Source organism: Tessaracoccus bendigoensis DSM 12906 (assembly GCF_900141915.1).
GTDB lineage: Bacteria > Actinomycetota > Actinomycetes > Propionibacteriales > Propionibacteriaceae > Arachnia > Arachnia bendigoensis.
The window spans coordinates 1-16,102 of record NZ_FQZG01000017.1 but is presented as its reverse complement, the minus strand read 5'-3'; the positions used below and the strand labels follow the sequence as shown (position 1 = coordinate 16,102).

The 16,102-nt window shown below is 66.4% G+C and carries 18 protein-coding genes; 8 read left to right on the top strand and 10 right to left on the bottom strand.

What is annotated here, in order from left to right; translation table 11 throughout:
• The first annotated feature begins 57 nt into the window (after positions 1 to 57).
• On the top strand, positions 58 to 777 hold the full coding sequence (locus BUC15_RS05960; RefSeq protein ID WP_084189397.1) for a LemA family protein: 720 nt from the start codon (positions 58 to 60) through the stop codon (positions 775 to 777).
• 9 nt (positions 778 to 786) lie between these two features.
• Here the strand turns inward: BUC15_RS05960 and BUC15_RS20965 are convergent, their stop codons facing one another.
• Complete coding sequence (locus BUC15_RS20965; protein WP_281249257.1) at positions 787 to 921, bottom strand: hypothetical protein; 135 nt, start codon at positions 919 to 921, stop codon at positions 787 to 789.
• A gap of 44 nt (positions 922 to 965) precedes the next feature.
• On the opposite strand from BUC15_RS20965, the gene BUC15_RS05955 reads away from it, so the two are divergent.
• The 6 genes from BUC15_RS05955 (at position 966) to BUC15_RS05930 (ending at position 6,958) form a co-directional block, all read left to right on the top strand.
• The gene (locus BUC15_RS05955) at positions 966 to 1,508 is read left to right on the top strand and encodes a YceI family protein (RefSeq protein ID WP_073186619.1); all 543 of its coding nucleotides are present in this window, start codon (positions 966 to 968) and stop codon (positions 1,506 to 1,508) included.
• A gap of 96 nt (positions 1,509 to 1,604) precedes the next feature.
• Positions 1,605 to 2,225: a TrmH family RNA methyltransferase gene (locus BUC15_RS05950; RefSeq protein ID WP_139280109.1), complete on the top strand. Its 621-nt coding sequence runs from the start codon at positions 1,605 to 1,607 to the stop codon at positions 2,223 to 2,225.
• 36 nt (positions 2,226 to 2,261) lie between these two features.
• Positions 2,262 to 2,801, top strand: a complete 540-nt coding sequence (locus tag BUC15_RS05945; RefSeq protein WP_073186617.1) for a hypothetical protein — start codon at positions 2,262 to 2,264, stop codon at positions 2,799 to 2,801.
• A gap of 101 nt (positions 2,802 to 2,902) precedes the next feature.
• Positions 2,903 to 3,928, top strand: a complete 1,026-nt coding sequence (fbaA, locus tag BUC15_RS05940; RefSeq protein WP_073186616.1) for a class II fructose-bisphosphate aldolase — start codon at positions 2,903 to 2,905, stop codon at positions 3,926 to 3,928.
• 125 nt (positions 3,929 to 4,053) lie between these two features.
• The gene (locus tag BUC15_RS05935) at positions 4,054 to 6,630 is read left to right on the top strand and encodes a PEP/pyruvate-binding domain-containing protein (RefSeq protein WP_073186615.1); all 2,577 of its coding nucleotides are present in this window, start codon (positions 4,054 to 4,056) and stop codon (positions 6,628 to 6,630) included.
• 76 nt (positions 6,631 to 6,706) lie between these two features.
• Entirely contained in the window at positions 6,707 to 6,958 is a 252-nt protein-coding gene (locus tag BUC15_RS05930; protein ID WP_217652129.1) for an LLM class flavin-dependent oxidoreductase, read from the top strand.
• Between the two features lie 87 nt (positions 6,959 to 7,045).
• Here the strand turns inward: BUC15_RS05930 and BUC15_RS05925 are convergent, their stop codons facing one another.
• The 9 genes from BUC15_RS05925 to BUC15_RS05885 form a co-directional block, all read right to left on the bottom strand.
• Positions 7,046 to 7,699 (bottom strand): cation diffusion facilitator family transporter, encoded by a 654-nt coding sequence (locus BUC15_RS05925; RefSeq protein WP_073186658.1) that lies wholly within the window; start codon positions 7,697 to 7,699, stop codon positions 7,046 to 7,048.
• Positions 7,696 to 8,055, bottom strand: a complete 360-nt coding sequence (gene cmtR, locus BUC15_RS05920; protein WP_073186613.1) for a Cd(II)/Pb(II)-sensing metalloregulatory transcriptional regulator CmtR — start codon at positions 8,053 to 8,055, stop codon at positions 7,696 to 7,698. Before cmtR ends, BUC15_RS05925 begins: the two co-directional genes overlap by 4 nt.
• Positions 8,056 to 8,142: 87 nt before the next feature.
• Positions 8,143 to 8,613 carry a hypothetical protein gene (locus tag BUC15_RS05915; protein ID WP_245787909.1) on the bottom strand — a complete coding sequence of 157 codons (471 nt, stop codon included), beginning with the start codon at positions 8,611 to 8,613 and terminating at the stop codon, positions 8,143 to 8,145.
• 22 nt (positions 8,614 to 8,635) lie between these two features.
• Positions 8,636 to 9,922, bottom strand: a complete 1,287-nt coding sequence (locus tag BUC15_RS05910; RefSeq protein ID WP_073186611.1) for a relaxase/mobilization nuclease domain-containing protein — start codon at positions 9,920 to 9,922, stop codon at positions 8,636 to 8,638.
• Positions 9,919 to 10,509 (bottom strand): hypothetical protein, encoded by a 591-nt coding sequence (locus BUC15_RS05905; RefSeq protein WP_073186610.1) that lies wholly within the window; start codon positions 10,507 to 10,509, stop codon positions 9,919 to 9,921. The genes BUC15_RS05910 and BUC15_RS05905 overlap by 4 nt, the downstream gene beginning before the upstream one ends.
• Positions 10,506 to 12,758 carry a hypothetical protein gene (locus BUC15_RS05900; protein ID WP_217652128.1) on the bottom strand — a complete coding sequence of 751 codons (2,253 nt, stop codon included), beginning with the start codon at positions 12,756 to 12,758 and terminating at the stop codon, positions 10,506 to 10,508. Before BUC15_RS05900 ends, BUC15_RS05905 begins: the two co-directional genes overlap by 4 nt.
• On the bottom strand, positions 12,755 to 13,003 hold the full coding sequence (locus tag BUC15_RS05895) for a hypothetical protein (RefSeq protein WP_073186609.1): 249 nt from the start codon (positions 13,001 to 13,003) through the stop codon (positions 12,755 to 12,757). The genes BUC15_RS05900 and BUC15_RS05895 overlap by 4 nt, the downstream gene beginning before the upstream one ends.
• Positions 13,003 to 13,215: a hypothetical protein gene (locus tag BUC15_RS05890; protein WP_073186608.1), complete on the bottom strand. Its 213-nt coding sequence runs from the start codon at positions 13,213 to 13,215 to the stop codon at positions 13,003 to 13,005. The genes BUC15_RS05895 and BUC15_RS05890 overlap by 1 nt, the downstream gene beginning before the upstream one ends.
• A gap of 181 nt (positions 13,216 to 13,396) precedes the next feature.
• Positions 13,397 to 14,833 carry a recombinase family protein gene (locus BUC15_RS05885; protein WP_073186607.1) on the bottom strand — a complete coding sequence of 479 codons (1,437 nt, stop codon included), beginning with the start codon at positions 14,831 to 14,833 and terminating at the stop codon, positions 13,397 to 13,399.
• Positions 14,834 to 14,847: 14 nt separating this feature from the next.
• Between BUC15_RS05885 and BUC15_RS05880 the strand changes: the two genes are divergently transcribed.
• A complete protein-coding gene (locus BUC15_RS05880) occupies positions 14,848 to 15,693 on the top strand; it encodes an LLM class flavin-dependent oxidoreductase (protein WP_245787908.1) in 846 nt (281 codons plus the stop codon).
• Positions 15,694 to 16,102 lie beyond the last annotated feature (409 nt).

The window sequence follows — 16,102 nt, the reverse complement described above, 5'->3', positions numbered from 1 at the left end:
CCGGTCGTGCTTGCCTCGTCCGCTACGGTGATCGGTAGATACGTTAGGAGACCCATCGTGACCTTCATCATCATCCTGATCGTCCTGCTTCTGGTGGTGCTGGGAGCCGTCGGCTGGGCAGTGAGCGCCTACAACGGCTTCGTGAAAAGTCGAAACGTCATTCAGGAATCCTGGCGTCAGATCGACGTCGAACTGAACCGACGCTACGAACTCATTCCGAACCTGGTCGAGACCGTCCGCGGCTACGCGGCGCACGAGAGGAACACGCTCGAACAGATCACGGCGCTGCGCAACCAGGCGCGTGCCCTTGCGGGGCAGAGCGGTGGCCAGCCCAGCCAGGAACGGGCCGCGATCGAGTCGCAACTGTCCCAGGCCGTCAGTGGCCTGCTCGTCACGGTCGAGGCCTACCCCGACCTGAAGTCCAACACCAATTTCCTGCAATTGCAGCGCGAACTGACCGATACTGAGGACCGGATCGCCGCGTCCCGCAGGTACTACAACGCGAACGTGCGTGACTACAACACGAGGGTCGAATCCGTGCCGAGCAACCTCATCGCGAACTTCGCAAAGTTCGAGAAGGCCACCTACTTCGAGTTGAACGACCCGATCGCCAGGCAGGCCCCGGGCGTCAGCTTCGGAGAGATCTCACAGCGCCCCGCGCAGGCGCAGCAGGCACCCCAGATCGCCCAGCAGTCGGTCGACAACCCGGTGCAGGCACCGCAGCCGCAGGTCCAGCCGCAGCAGCAACCGGTCGACCGCCCACCTTTCGGAAACTGAGCTACTGGATCACACCGCCTGGCGGGCGCGGAACTTGTGGATCAGGTACTCCGCGCCCATCGGGATGAGTGAGACGACCACGATCAGGATCAGCGCAAGGTCGATGGGACCGCATCGGCACCTTGTAGTTGAAAGATCAATCAAATGTGTGTAGAGTCGGTTTCAACGACCTCCCGAAAGGAAATTCCATGAGCCTCAGCGAACTCAGCGGCACCTTCGTCCTCGACCCGACCCACAGCACCTTCTCCTTCGTCACCCGTCACGCGATGGTCACAAAGGTGCGCGGCTCGTTCGAGGAGTTCGAGGGCAAGGCCGTCGTCGACGGTGCCCACCCCGAGAACACGGAACTTGAGGTGTCGATCAACACCGGCTCGGTCAACACGCGGAATGCGGACCGTGATGCCCACATCCGTTCGGTCGACTTCTTCGACTCTGAGCAGTACCCGAACATGCGTTTCGTCGGTACCGGATTCGTCATCTCGGGCGATGAGGTCGCCGTCACCGGTGACCTGACCATCAAGGACGTCACCAATGAGGTGACCTTCCCGCTCGAATACGCGGGCTCCGCCAAGGACCCCTTCGGTAACACCCGTGTCGGTTTCGAGGGCGCCACGCAGATCCTGCGCTCCGACTTCGGCCTGACGTGGAACGCCGCGCTGGAGACCGGCGGCTTCCTGGTCTCTGACAAGGTCACCCTCGAGGTCGAGATCTCGGCCATCCAGCAGGCCTGATCCTGCTGCCTTACCGTAGATCGCCCCCGGCCTTCAGGACGGGGGCGGTCCGGCTTCCGGTTGGACTCCGGGCCCGGCGTGCGGCACGCTCGTCTGGTGAGTGTTGCTGACCCCACCGCGCCGAGCGTCGGCGTCGGACCCCATCCGCGGCCGTGGCCCGAGGATGACCGCCTCGACCCCGAACTCCTCCTCGAAGGGGACCGACGCAACGTCATCGACAGGTACCGCTACTGGCGCCTCGAAGCGATCGTCGCCGACCTCGACCGCAGCCGTTCGAGGCTGCACGTCGCCATCCAGAACTGGGAACACGACTTCAACATCGGGTCGATGGTGCGCACTGCCAACGCCTTCAATGTCGCCGCGGTACACATCGTCGGGCGTCGCCGCTGGAACCGGCGCGGCGCGATGGTCACTGACCGCTACCTCCACGTCCACCACCACGAGGATGAGGGGTCACTGCTGTCGCACCTGTCGGGGATCGGGGTGACGCCGGTCGGCGTCGACAACCTCCCAGGGTCCGTCCCTTTGGAGACCACGACGTTGCCGGCCGACTGCTGCCTCGTCTTCGGCTCGGAGGGGCCCGGGTTGACAGACGCGATGGTTGCGGGCTGTCAGACGTTGGTCGCCATCACCCAGCGTGGCTCCACCCGCTCGATGAACGCCGGAGCCGCTGCGGCGATCGCCATGTACCAGTGGTCATTGCAGCATGGTGCCTGACGAACACGCCTTTGGCAGACCACTAGAGTGACGCGCATGCAGCCTTCGCGATTCGTGGCCGGTCTGACACCGCTCCCGACGGCGGCCCGGGTGACGAAGCAGCGTAGCGCCCTGCGTATGCGGGTGATCTCCTCAATAGTCTCGCTCGGGGTGCTCATCGTCTTCATCGTGTTGTTCCGGGAAAACTGGTCTGTGGGCTGGACGATCGCGATCGCGGTGCTGTGGTCGATCTCGACGGCCTTCTGGTTCACCGTGTCGGCCCTCGGCCTCCGCAACGCCAAACGTGACCTCGCGATGATCCCCGAGGGCGCCGCGTTCTACCTTGACCACGACGGCGTCGAGTTCGTCTATCCGAAGGCCGTGCGGGTCGCATGGACGGAAATGACGGCATTCAAACTGAAGGGACGCAACCTCGGCACGGGGCCTGCCGTCGCGGTGGAGGTCGACGGGCAGGAGATGGCGAGAGTCCCGCTCGCCTTCCTGGATGCGACCCCTGCGGTGATCGACTCCGCGGCCAGGGCCTATTCGCTCGGCAGCGTGAGCCTCGACACCGAGGCGCTCGACGCCGTCCTCTGAGGCCGATCTACACGCTGGCGATTCAGTACACCCCGCCATACCGCGAGGCGTGCCCACGCGATAGGCTAGGGCCGAAACGACTCATCGAGAAAGAGGCATCCATGCCAGTCGCAACTCCCGAGGTTTACGGCGAGATGATCGATCGCGCCAAGGCAGGCAAGTTCGCCTACCCGGCCATCAACGTCTCCTCCTCGCAGACCATCAACGCCGCGCTCCAAGGCTTCGCCGAGGCGGGCTCCGACGGCATCCTGCAGATCTCCACCGGCGGCGCCGAGTACGCATCCGGCCCCACGATCAAGGACAAGGTGACGGGCGCCGCTGCTTTCGCCGCCTACGCCCAGGAAGTCGCCAAGAACTACCCGATCAACGTCGCGCTGCACACCGATCACTGCCCCAAGGACAAGCTGGACAGCTTCGTGCGTCCGCTGCTGGCTATCTCGGAGGAGCGCGTCGCCCGCGGCGAACTGCCCCTGTTCCAGTCGCACATGTGGGACGGCTCGGCGGTCCCCATGGAGGAGAACCTGCAGATCGCTGACGAACTGCTCGCTCGCACCTCGAAGGCTCACATCATCCTCGAGATCGAGGTCGGCGTCGTCGGCGGCGAAGAAGACGGCGTGAAGGCCGAGATCAACGACAAGCTGTACACCACCGTCGAAGATGGCCTGCGTACCATCGAGGTCCTCGGCCTCGGCGAGAAGGGCCGCTACATCACCGCCCTGACCTTCGGCAACGTCCACGGCGTGTACAAGCCAGGTGCCGTGAAGCTGCGCCCCGCCGTCCTCAAGGAGATCCAGGACGCCGTCGGCGCCAAGTACGGCAAGGAATCGCCGTTCGACCTCGTGTTCCACGGCGGTTCCGGCTCGACCGCGCAGGAGATCTCGGACGCCGTCGACTTCGGTGTCATCAAGATGAACATCGACACCGACACGCAGTACGCGTTCACCCGCCCCGTCGCCGACTACATGCTGAAGAACTACGACGGTGTGTTGAAGGTCGACGGCGAGGTCGGCAACAAGAAGCAGTACGACCCCCGCGCCTGGGGCAAGGCTGCCGAAGCCGGCATGGCCGCCCGCATCGTCGAGGCCTGCCAGCAGCTCCGTTCCGCCGGTACCTCGCTCGGCAAGTGAACTGACACCTGAGGCAAACTGAAAACAATCCGCTGGCGGTCGGTCCCGAAAGGGGCCGACCGCCGGTCGTTTCCTGGCCGCGTCGGTATCGTGTGGGGGGTCACCTGAGATGAGGGGCGGACACGATGAACCCAGGAGCCGCGCACACTGACGACCCCACGCGAGGTGTCGACTTCCGACCAGGAACCGGGCACCCCGGAATCGACGAGGTCGTCGGTGGCCTGCGGCTCGGGGACAACGTGGTCTGGCAGACAGACGACATCGCGGCTTTCCGGGTGGTCGTCGCCCACTTCGTCAAGAGGGCAAGGGTTGAGGGGCGTCGCCTCGTCTATCTGCGCTATGCGACGCATGGGTCGCTGATCGACGACCTCGACGGGGTGCAGGTCCATCGTCTCGACCCGGATCCGGGTTTCGAGGGTTTCGCCACCGCCGTTCACCGAATCATCACCGAGGAGGGGCTCGGCGCCTACTACGTGTTCGATTCCCTGACGGATCTGCTGGACAGCTGGGCGTCCGACCTGATGGTGATGAACTTTTTCAAGGTCACCTGTCCTTACCTTTTCGAACTCGACACGATCGCCTACTTCTGCCTCCTGCGGGGGCAGCACACCTTCGAGACCGTGGCAGGAATCCGGGAGACGACGCAGCTTCTCCTCGACGTCCACAGCGTCGGCGATGCCGTCTACGTCCATCCGCTCAAGGTGCTCGGCAGGTATTCGCCGACGATGTTCTTCCCGCACCGCATCGACGAGACCACGGCCGAGCCCGTCACATCCAGTGAGGAGACCTCACGCCTGTTCGGCAGGATCGCGCAGCAACGTGAACCGCAGGACCGCTGGCGCGTGATGGTCGAGCGTGGCTACGCCGCGCTCGGGGGCGGGTCCATTGAGGAACGCGACGACGTCAGAAGGGACCTGGTGCACCGGCTCCTAGGTCGCGGTGGACGGATGATCGATCTCGCTCTGGAGCATCTGAGCCTCCAGGACCTGCTGGCGATCGCCGACCGTGAGATCGGCACGGGCTACATCGGCGGCAAGAGCGTAGGGATGCTTATCGCGGGTGCAATCGCCGAGGCGGACCCGGACCTGGCGCCCCACCTCGAGGCGCACGACTCGTCGTACCTCGGTTCAGACCTCTTCCTGACCTACATCATCGCCAATGGTTGGTGGAAGAACTGGATGGCGCAGAAGGACCCGGAGGGCTACTACGAAGTCGGCGCGTGGCTAAGCGAGCGCCTGCGTGGTGGCCAGTTTCCCCCTGTCATCAGGGAGAGGTTCCTGCGGCTGCTGCAGTACTTTGGGCAGTCGCCCGTGATCGTGCGTTCCAGTTCGCTGCTTGAGGACAACTTCGGCAACGCCTTCGCGGGCAAGTATTTCTCCGCGTTCTGTGCAAATCAGGGTAGCCCCGAGGACAGGTTGCGGGCCTTCGAGGAGGCCGTGCGCTCCGTCTATGCTTCGTCAATGAGCCGAGAGGCTCTGCGTTACCGCGAGAATCGGGGCCTGACAAGCAGCGATGAGCAGATGTCTGTTCTGGTGCAGCGGGTCTCCGGAGACCACCACGGCGACCTCTTCTTCCCCCATGCAGGCGGGGTCGGTAACTCCCACAACCAGTACGTGTTCGCGGCCGACATCGACCCGGCTGCCGGGGCACTGCGGGTCGTTATCGGGCTCGGGACGCGGGCGGTCGACCACCTGAGCGACGACTATGCGCGCATCATCGCGCTGAGCCATCCGCACCGCAATCCGGTGTCGGATGAGGAGGCCGGGCGCTACAGCCAGCGCAAGGTCGATGTGCTGAACCTGCGCGAGAATGCGTTGGTCACCGTGCCGAAGGCTGTCGTCGAGGAGTTGCCGATCGACTGGAAGCTGTTCCTCAGCGTCGACCGGGTCCACCTGCGTCGGCTCGAGGACATGGGGCGGCGCCCCAAGCGGCCGACGCTCATCTGTGACTTCGACGGGCTGCTTCACGCCGGGTTCGACTCTTACATGCGGGCGCTGCTGGCGAAGCTGCAGGCCGCCTATGACTATCCCGTGGACATCGAGTTCACCGTGAATCTGACCGCCCAGGGCGACTTCCGGGTGTGTCTCCTGCAGTGCAGGCCGCTGCAGAGCGTTGGCCTCGGTGCTGCGGTCACGGTTCCCGCGGTCGACCCGGAGAAGTGCCTGGTCGCGACGAAGGGCGCCTTCATGGGGCGTAATGCGCGGCTCGACATCGACTTCGTCGTCCTAGTGCGCCCTGACAGGTACCTCGCGCTAGGGCAACCCCAGCGCTATGCGGTGGCCCGCGACCTTGGCACGCTGAACACGATCCTTGCCGACCGCACGGTGATGCTGATCGGGCCGGGCCGGTGGGGGACCACCACGACCGGGCTGGGCGTTCCGGTGCACTTCTCGGACATCGACAATGCGAAGGTGCTGGTCGAGGTGACCGAGCCGTCTGTCGGGTTCAGCCCGGAGCTCAGCTACGGCAGCCACTTCTTCCAGGAACTGGTGGAGTTGGACATGTTCTTCGTCACCGTCGACCAGCGGGCCGTCGATGTCGAGTTCCACCCTGGTCAGGTGACCGGGAGGGAGAACCTGCTGCCTCTGCTGCATCCCGACAGCGATCTGGCCGACGTGATTCACGTGGCGGCGGTCCCGGGTCTGACGCTGTATGCCGATGTGGCGGAGCAGAGGCTGGTGTGCCAGTCCGAAGATGTCTGAGCCCACGACGAGCCAAAGAAATTGAAGATTCTATGAAATCGGGAATCTTCCGAGGTGCCGGATCGTTGATCCCGTTGTGAGAGCATTTGGATTTTTGTCGTTCGGGCACTACTCGCCGCAGCCCGGGTCTCAGACCCGGAGCGCCGCAGACATGCTGAAACAGAGCGTCGAGCTCGCCGTCGGGGCCGACGAGTTGGGCGTCAATGGTGCTTACGTGCGCGTCCACCACTTCGCGCGGCAGGCCGCCTCTCCTGTGCCGCTGCTGAGCGCGATGGCTGCGCGAACGCGGCGGATCGAGGTCGGCACCGGGGTGATCGACCTGCGCTAGCACATGTCGGAGTCATGACACTGGCGCAACCGCGGAGGCCCCAGAAGCAGAGCTCCGGGGGCCTCCTCCGTCATCCTCTCGTGGGAATCAGTCGTCGTCCTCGTCCTCGAGGTCCTCCAGTACCTCGAACGGCGACTCGACGTCGCCGCGCCATGCCTCCAGGCCCTCGCGCACCGCGAGCACCGCCACGACCAGTGCCGCGACGGAGTCGGCCCACCACCAGCCGAACAGGCTGTTCAGGATGAGCCCGACGAACACAGCGCCGGACAGGTAGACGCAGAGGATGAGCTGCTTGGCGTCGGCCATCACGCTCTTGGAGCCCAGCTCTCGCCCGGTCCGCACCTCGAACCACGCCAGCAGCGGCATGATGAGCAGGCTCAGCGCGGTGATGCCGAGGCCCAGAGGGCTATGGTCGGGGCCTTCCTGGCCGACCAAGGCGAGCACGGCATCGACGGACACGTAGGCGGCCAGCGCGAAGAAGGCGATGCCGATCGCCTTCACGGTGACCTTCTCCCATCGCTCGGGATGCTTGCGCGTGAACTGCCAGGCGATCGCTGCAGCCGAGAGCACCTCGACCACCGAGTCGAGCCCGAAGCCGATCAGCGCCGCCGAGGACGCGAGGACTCCCGCCCAGACGGCGACGATGGCCTCGATGACGTTGTAGGTGATCGTGAACCCGACGATGAATCGGACGCGGCGGTGAAGCGTCGCGCGGCGCGCGGTGGTCAGAGTCTCGCTCATGCGTCCACCGCCGTCCCGCAGCATCCCGGCACCGAGCACGCCGGGTCGATGCACGGCGCGTCCTCGTCCACCGCGAGCGTGACGTCGATCAGGGACGTCAGCGCCGCGGCGAGGTGCGGGTCGGCGATCTCGTAGCGGGTCTGTCGCCCCTCGGGCTCGGCAACGACGATCCCGCAGTCGCGGAGGCAGGTCAGGTGGTTGGAGACGTTCGAGCGGGTGAGCTCCAGCTCGCGCGAGAGCACGGCCGGGTAGCTCGGGCCGTCGAGCAGGGACATCAGGATCCGGGAACGAGTCGGGTCGGCCATGGCCCGGCCGAGCCGGTTCATGACGTCGAGGCGTGAAGCAATGGTCAGCATACGATGACTATACAGTGCGCACTGACCACTCGTCCAGTTGTACGGACTGCCGCACGCGCTCCGCGCGCTTGCCCTCGGGAATCGTGGTCACCTCTTGCGCCAGCGAGGCCACTTCGGCATCCCGCGACCCCTCCACGTCTCCACAAGCCCGGCGACCCAGCGGACGGACGCGAAGAGGGCGTACGCGGCCCCGGCGAGGCCCACAGCGGCCACGAGCCACCGCCCGATGCCGAGCCACACGCTCCCGTCCACGTCGAGAGCCCACTGCGCACCCGTGATGAGCCCGGCGACGCCCATCCAGAGCCCAGCGACGACCACGACCACCGGCAGGAGGATGAGGCACATCGCGGCGGCTGCAGACCAGAGCTGACGGGACTCCAGCTTCGCCGTCGCCTGCATGATCCGCTCGGCGCGCTCGTTCGACGCGTCGAGGTTCGCCGTCATCCTGGCCGATGCCTCCCCGGCGACCTGCTCGACGGCCTTCTCGACCCGTTCCTCGGTTCGCTTCTCGATCCGCTGGACCGCGCCGCCGACCTGGCTCACGAGCTTCTGGTTCACCGCGGCCTGCGCCTTCAGCCCCTCAATCGCCGAGGCCGTAGCCGCGTGATTCTTCTGCGCTTCTGCGACCAAGCTCTGCGACGCGGCGTTCAAGCGCTTCCCGTCGAGACTCTGCGCGAACTCGCTGAGCGTGCTCTCGATCTCGCTCAGCCTGCTCTCGACGCTCGCGATCCTCACGGACACGTCGCTGGAGAGCGAGGAGGTCGACGGTGGGGCCGTGACCCGCTCCAGCCGCCTCGTCGTCTCCTCGTCCATGACCTTCACGAACCCCGCGAGATTCTTCTGCTGCTCGGTCAGCGTGGCGAGCCGCGTGTTCTGCGCCTCGACGGCGGCGAGGATCGAGGTCAACAGCTCCATCGTCTCCGGGCTGCCGAGCTGCTGCGGCGACTGCTCGGGCTCGTTCTGCTGCTTCAGCCTGTCGAGCGCTGCGCTCATGTTCCTGCTCCTTCTGCTGCTGGTGGTAGTCGAAGAACGCCTGCGCGCCCTCCGGGGTGAAGTCCGCCGAGAGCGCAGACGTGCGCTTGCGGCGCTCGGCGCGCCCGGACTCGCCGCGGCGGTCCTCGATGTAGAGCGTCCAGGTCTCCTGACCGGCGCGCTTTCCCTTCTTGCTGACGGGGCTGTGCAGTCGCATCCGTGGCACGCGCTTCCCGTCATCGCCGAGCTGCTGGTTCTGCTCCGCGATCACCGCTTCGAGACCGGCCCTGTCCACCGCACGGGGATCGGCCAGTGCGGCGCTCATCCGGTCGCCCATCTCGCGGTCGAGCCCGCCCTCGACGAAGTCCTCGCGGCGCAGTTCCCAGTCCTTCGGCGCGTGCTCCAGCCGCTTCACGACTGAGAGCCCGTGCTCGCGCATCAGCTCGTCGTTCGCCGACTGCACGCCCCGCTGATTCCCCGCCTTGCGGTCGTGGAACGTGCGGTAGTCCGAGAGCGCCTTTCCCGTGCGGTTGTTGTGGTTGATCACGAGAATGTGGTTGTGCGGCTTCTTGCCCCGTCCATCCACATGGCTGACCACGAGGCAGTCCGAGTCCGGATGCATCTTCTTGGCGAGCTGATATCCCAGGTCGTTGACCCGCTGCACGTCCTCCGGATTGTTCGGGTCGAACTCCTCGTCGCTGAACGACTGTCTGTAGTGCAGCGCCTCAACGTCGCGCTTCGTGTTCTGCGTGAGCGCGCGGGCGCGCGCCGAGAACGCGCCGGGGCCTCCCGGCACATCGCACGTGATCGCGACGCCCCGCTCATCTTCCTTGCCCCGGATGTAGCGCTCGGTGTCGGCGGCGCTCGTGCTCGGGCTGTAGTGCGTCGTGCTCATGAGACGACTCGATCCCCGAGCAGCGCGCGGACCTCGCGCAGCAGCTCGATCAGCTCGGGCACCTCCGCCGACAGCGCCACCGCCTCACCGGCCCGCGCGCGGCGGTCCAGGTCGTTGACGTTGATCGCCAGCGGGCGGATCTGCGCGGCCAGCTCGCGAGCATCCGCCGACACCTGCGCGCGCTCCTCGACGCCGAGCAGGTGCGCGGCCACGGCGGCGTCCAGCTCCTCGCTCCGAGAGGCGTGCAGGGCATCCCGGACGACGGTCCGCACCCACGTGCTCGGAGCCAGCCCGAGCCGCTTCGCACGAGTGCGAAGCGCCGCGAGCGTGGCCTCTCCGAAGTCGGTATCGAGCTTCGCGCGGCCCCCACGACGACGCTTCGCGCCGCCGTGACTCTGACGCACAGCCTCCGCATCAGCCCGACCGGTGTTCACCTGGGAGTCGATCTGCTGCTCCACCTGTACGCCAGAGTGGCAAGCAGTAGGCCTGTCGGACACATCGCTGACGCTCGTGTCCGACAGGCCTGCTTGCGAGGGGCCTCCGGCCCCCTCGACCCCCTGGAAGAGCGCATCACGTTCGGTGCTCATCGCGCACCTCCCGCGACCAGCAGCCCGCCGTTCGCCCGGAGGCGCTCGACCTTCGCGTCGAGGGCCTTCCGCTTGGCGGCGGCACGACGCTCGCGCTCCTCCTCGGAGAGCGCGGGACAGTCGTCGCCATGACGCGCATAGGTGCCCGACTGCGGCGTCGAACAGGTGCACAGCTTCAGCTCACGGTTGTGCTCCTCCAACTCGGCGAGACGCTTGCGCTGCTGTTCCTCGACGATCTCACGGTCACGCTTCGCCGCCTCTTCCGCCAGGGCGATCTCCTCATCGCTCGGCTGAATCGGCTGGCCGACCCCGGCGAACTCCGCGAGCAGGTTGTCGCCGTCGATCGCATCCAGCTCGGGGTGGGCGATCCGATCATGCTGCTCCACGATCGGCGCGACCGTACGCGCCTCGATCTCACCGCGTACGCGCTCCCGCTCTGCGGTGTCCTTGATCGCCTTGCACCTGCGAGCCAGCAGTTCGAGGTCCTGGCGCATGTGCTCGTACCGCTCGTAGCTCTGGTACTCGCGGGTGCCGTTGAGCACGCCGGAGTTCACGAAAATCGAGAACTCGCGCTCGGCGACCGGGATGATCACTGGGAAGCGGCGGAACCCCTGTCCGAGGTTCTCCGCCTGGTGCTTGACTCGCACGCCGCCCTGCATCGACTCGTACTCGCCAGCCAGGCCCCGGAGGAACTCCTCGTAGCCCTCCGGCCCCGTCACGATGTTCACCCGGTTGAGCAGCTGGGTCTTCGACCCCTTGATGTTCACGATCGGCTTCTCGTCCGGCTCGCGCCACGGGCTGAGAATGCGGAAGAGCATGCCGCGGCTCTTGGCCGTGCGGATCATGTCGCCGACGCGCATGTCCTCCCAGATCACGACCGGCTCGCCGTCGTACCCCTCCCATGAGACGTTCTCGCCGCCCACCTTGAAGTACGGCTTATCCGCGTCCGGGGCCAGAGCGCGAGCGAGCGCCTTCGCGAGCAGATCCTTGCCCGTGCCGCCCTCGCCGAAAACGTAGAAGTTCATGACCGACTCGGGCGCGTCCTGATACGCGAGGAAGTCGCCCCGCAGCTTCTGGAAATGAGCCAGGTTTCCCTTCGCGAAATAGATCGCCGGCTCCTGATCACGAACCTGCTTCAACGTCAGCGAGCCCTTGCCTACGGCCTGGAAGAGCTTGCTGAGCTTCGCACCCCCGCCACCCTCCGCGGCGTTGCGGCGCATCGCCATGTGCGCGTCAAGCTCCTGCCCGAAATCGAAGTTCGCGACGATCCGCCCGCGGCCGTACTGATACTTGCCGGGCATGCCCTCCTGCGTCTTGTCCACGAGATAGTGCCGATCCGACTGGTGGATGCCCGGGATGGCGTTCTTCCCCCGCGACTCATGCGGCAGGTACTCGGCGAGATCGAAGAATGCCCTCTCCGCCGCGCCGCGACCCTTGTGCTCCGTGCCCTCCTGCTCGGCGGTCTCCTTCGGCGGCTTCACGCGAGCCGAGGGGATCGAGAAGGCATCGGAGACGGTGCGGATCGTAGGGCGCGGACCATCGGCATCAGCGACCCACAACACCATGTGAGCGTGCAGACCCTTGATCCCACAGCACACCGTCTCGCCGGTGCCCTCGTCCACCTCGACCAGTCGGTCATACGGGTGCCACACGTAGGCCCAGCGGTGGAGGCGATCGCCCAGCGCCGCGAGACCCTCGTCGATCTGCTCCTGCGTGAGCATGACCTCGCCGGTCTCGGGGCGCTCCCGGTACTGCATCACCGAGAACACGCGCGACTGCATCCGGGCGCGCTTCACCTGTTCCGGGCTCTCGGCAGCCTTCGCCCCGGCGAAGAACTCCTTTGCCTCGGCGACCTGCGCGGGCGTGGACTCGACGACGAACGCCTCGACCTCATCGCCGGGATCGGCTCCCGGCACGTCCAGCTCGGCGAAGTCCACGAGTGCAACCGGGGTAGGCGCTGGTGCAGCCGTTTCCGAAACGGATGCGCGGCCACCCAAGGAGGGCCGCGCATGCTGATCGGCGTTAGTTCCCTGGTCAGAGCCGAGATCGACGGTCGCCTCGGAGTCGTCGGGGTCGGTCTGTGCAGCCGTATAGCCGTTTCCTGCGAAATCGTCCTCGACGGTGAGAACCGGGCTCTCACCGCTCGGAACGGCACCGGGCAGCCCGCCTGCGGCGGGTGCCAGGTCAGGCCCTCCGGGCAGGGTCAGGTCGGCGGACACGAGGGCGCTGGTGCGGTCGGTGGTGCTCATCGGGCACCGCCCTTGCTGTAGCGCTTGATGACGGCCTGGTGCGTGACACCGAGGGCGTCGCCGATCTTCGCCCAGGTCACCCCATCGGTGCGGGCGTCGGCGACGGCGATCTCGACGGACTCCTCCAGCACGGAGCGGAGCACGCCGAGGTCGTAGAGACGTGCCTCGGACTCGGCGAGGGAGGGGTCGCCCTGTCGCCAGCGGAAGCCGTTCACGTGGTCGAAGGCGGCGGAGTTGGCGCTCATCAGCGACCACCGCCCATCACGGCGGCGACAGCGGCGCGCTGGCGCGGGTTCAGCGGAGTGAGAGCCAGACGCTCACCGGCTCGGCGACCGGCGGCGCGGGCGGCGGCGATGACGGGATCGAGCCCATCAGCATGCGGAACGGGGATCGAGTCCTGGGCAGGCCCAGGACGGTCCAGCGCGGATGCGCGGGGAACGTCGATAACGACAGACATCGGAAGTCCTCAGACATGAGTATCTTCCGGTTCCCCGCCACGGTAATTGGGCTGTTTGACCGGCTACTCATCCGGGAGCAGAACCCCGCGCTTCTAAGTCGCGGCCCCGGTGGGATCTTCTTGTCTGCAACTATTCTCCCATGACTCGACTCACCATTGCAATGACGAGTCGAGTCATGAGTCAGTCGCGACGCGGCTCTATCCGAATGAGGTCGGGATCGAACTTCACGTGACCGGGTGCGATGGGCTCGATGGTCACCGTCACCAGCTCGTCCACGAGCATCCGGCGGCGGTCCATGTCCAACGCTTCCCACTTCGCCTCGACCATCTCACGGCGCTCCGCGGTGCCGACCGGCTCGTCCACGTCCGCGAGCAGCTTCGCCGACACCGACACCGAGCGGTCGAGCAGCTCCGCGTCGATATCGTCGATGCGGGCCTTCACGTCGTTGATCGCCGCCGTGATCTCCAGGACCGGCTGATGGATGTCGCGCAGCAGCGGGCTCAGCTCCTTCACCCGCTCGACCAGGGCGTTCCGCTCGGTCAGCAGCTCCTCGCGGTCCGGCCCGTCGTCCTCCTGCGGCATAACGAGGTCGTGCACGTCCACCGAGGACAGGCGGGTGAGCACTGCCTCGGTGACCATCGCATCGACGGGCTCGCGCTGGCGGGTGAGGTGGAATAGCTCGCCGCAGCGGTACGTCGCCTGCTTGCGGCTGTTCGTCCCCGAGACGAGCGTCGCGCCGCACTTCCCGCACAGCCCGATCGTGGACAGGAGGTACTTCGGCTGGTTGCCCTGCCTAGCCGACCTCCGCACGTTGTCCTCCAGCTTCGCCACCGCGGCCCGCCATGTCTGCTCGCCGACGATGGGCGGGAACGCGTCGCCCTGCACCGGGTACAACTCGCCCGACGCGTAGTGCTTGATGTAGCCAGCGTAGAGCGGGTTCGCCAGGAGGTAGCGCACGGCATCGACGGAGAACTCCGATCCGCGGGCGGTGAGATGACCGGCACCGTTCAGATCCTCGCGGATTCGCCGGATCGACAGCGACGGCTCGCCGAGGAACGCGTCGAAGGCCTGCCGAACGGCGTCGGCCTCCTCCTCGATCACCTCACCCTCCCTCGTCCAGCCGAATGCCTTCCAGGCGGACGTGGGGATACCTTCGGCACGTCGGCGCTCGTTCGATCTGATCTGTCGCTCGGCCTTGCGACGCGCCTCGAACCGGGCGAGAGCGGCGAGCATCGTCGCCCGGAACTCGCCGTCTGCCGTCGAGAGGTCGATCTCGCCGTCCACGGTGACGACACGCAGGCCGAGGTCGATCAGCGTGTTCAGGTCCTTCGTGCTGCGCAAGAGCCGGTCCATGTCCACGGCGACGACCATCGAGAACCGGCCCGCGCGGGCGTCGTCCAGCATCTCGGCCCACCGGGTGCCAGCGCGGCGCTTCTTCGTCGCCGAGACGGCGTTGTCGTCGTAGACCTCGACGACCTCCCAGTCCTTGGCCTCGGCGAGAGCCCTGATCTTCCGCAACTGGGTCTCGACCGTCCACCGGTCACCCTTGCGATCCATCGAGGCACGGACGTACGCGGCGACCTCGTTCGTCTTCCTCAGCGACACCAGTTCAACCATGCAACCAAGCTTACGTGAACGAGTGTTGCAACCGTGAGTTGCGCTACGAGAACCCGTTGTATCTCGCGGAGGAGGCCGCCGCGCTCGACCTCCTTTCAGATGGGCGGCTCGCGCTCGGAATGAGCAGGGGATCGCCGGAGACCGCGCTGCGTGGCTATGAGGCGTTCGGCTACACCGGTTCGCAGGACCCGCGAGGCGCCGACCTCGCACGCGAGAAGTTCGACCTGTTCTGGGCTGCGGTGGGTGGTGGGTCGCTGGTCGATGCCGACCCGCGGATGGCGCCTCCGGGCACCAGGCTGCGGATCGAGCCGCAGTCGACGACGCTGCCGAAGCACGTCTGGTGGGGGAGCGGGACCCGGGCTTCGGCCGAGTGGGCGGGCGGGAGGGGTCTGAACCTGATGAGTTCGACTTTGCTGACGGAGGCCACCGGAAAGCCGTTCCATGAACTGCAGGCTGAGCAGATTGACGCGTTCCGCCAGGCATACCGGGACGCGGGGCACTCCGGTGCTCCGAGGGTGTCGGTCAGCCGCAGCATCTTCCCCATCGTGAGCGAACTGGATGCACGCTACTTCGGCGACGGGCGCGACGAGGAGTCGGACCAGGTCGGGATGATCGACGGTTTCCGCTCGACGTTTGGGAAGACCTATGCGGCTGAGCCTGACCGGCTGATCGAGCAGTTGCTCGCCGACTCGGCGGTCCAGTCGGCAGACACCGTCATGCTGACGGTGCCGAACCAGTTGGGGGTCGCCTACAACCTGCATGTGCTCGAGTCGTTTGCCAAGCACGTGGCACCCGCGCTTGGCTGGAAGCCGAACTGGGAGGGGCCGGTCGAGGGAATGGCTCTCCGGCAGCCCGTCTGAGGCGGGCCACGCGGTCGGTTGGGACGGGGTCGAGCGGGGGTCGAGCGTCGGTTGAGCAGGGTCGTGCGTCGGTTGAGCCGGGCCGCGCGTCGGTTGAGCCGGGCCGCGCGTCGGTTGAGCCGGTCCCTCCGCGCGGAGCGCCGGGGACCGTGACGAAACCATCGTGACCATCTCCGCTGAGTCTCTCAAGAACCTGTGGTCGGGATTCTGCACCGTGTGCCAGGTGGTAACGACCACGCCTCGTTCGTTCCTCACGAGGCGGCTCAACCGACGGTCGGTTGAGCCAGACTTCTGACGTCGACACCAGCGGAAAGGCTCGTCACCAGCGATCCGGCGCCGTTACCTGTGGAAGGGCTCGTCACCAGCGGTATACAGCTGGTGTCCAGCGATACTACTGGTATCGGCCACA